Consider the following 590-nt stretch of genomic DNA (forward strand, 5'->3'; position numbering starts at 1 on the left):
TCGCCGTCCATGTACCAGACGGTGATCGTCTTGCCGGCCCCCGACCCCGACCCGGCGATCTTCGAGGTCGAAGCCGCCGCGCCACCGGACGCGCCGCTGCTGTGGGACGAGCCGCAAGCGGTCGCGCCGAGGGCCAAAGCCGAGGCCACTGCGAGCGCGGCCGAAGTACGAGTACGCATGTCTACTCCGTAGGGAGGGGTGATCCGCGAGAAACGCGGTGAAGTAGTGATGACGGCGCTGAGGCGAGTGCCTTCAGCGAGCCGCAGTCCGCCCGTACTGGGAGCTGCAGGACGGGTAGTTGTTCTCGCCGGGCCCGAGGACGTAGGGGTCGGCCTGCTCGGCGGCGAGCAGGAACCAGGAGGTCGCGCCGGTGTGGAGCGAGGCGTAGTAGGTGTCGCCGAAACCGGTCTGCAGGCCGTCCGAGGAGGCGGCGACGATACCGTTGCCATCGGTGTTCGGCGCAGATGCCTGCGCGGCCTCCAGCGAGTTCAACAACTTGGTCGCTGCCGCGGCGTCGCCTCGGGCGTTGCGCGTGTACAGGGCGTCCAGCAGGTGGGCGGTACCTTCGAACCAGACCTTTGAGGTGTCGG

The 590-nt window shown here is 68.6% G+C and carries 1 pseudogene; it reads right to left on the bottom strand.

Annotated elements, in window-relative coordinates:
- Positions 1 to 252: 252 nt before the first annotated feature.
- Positions 253 to 590: pseudogene (locus GWK61_RS55040) on the bottom strand (hypothetical protein); the annotation flags it as partial.

Origin of the sequence: Catenulispora rubra (assembly GCF_015356825.1) — a bacterium.
GTDB classification, from domain to species: Bacteria; Actinomycetota; Actinomycetes; order Streptomycetales; family Catenulisporaceae; genus Catenulispora; species Catenulispora rubra.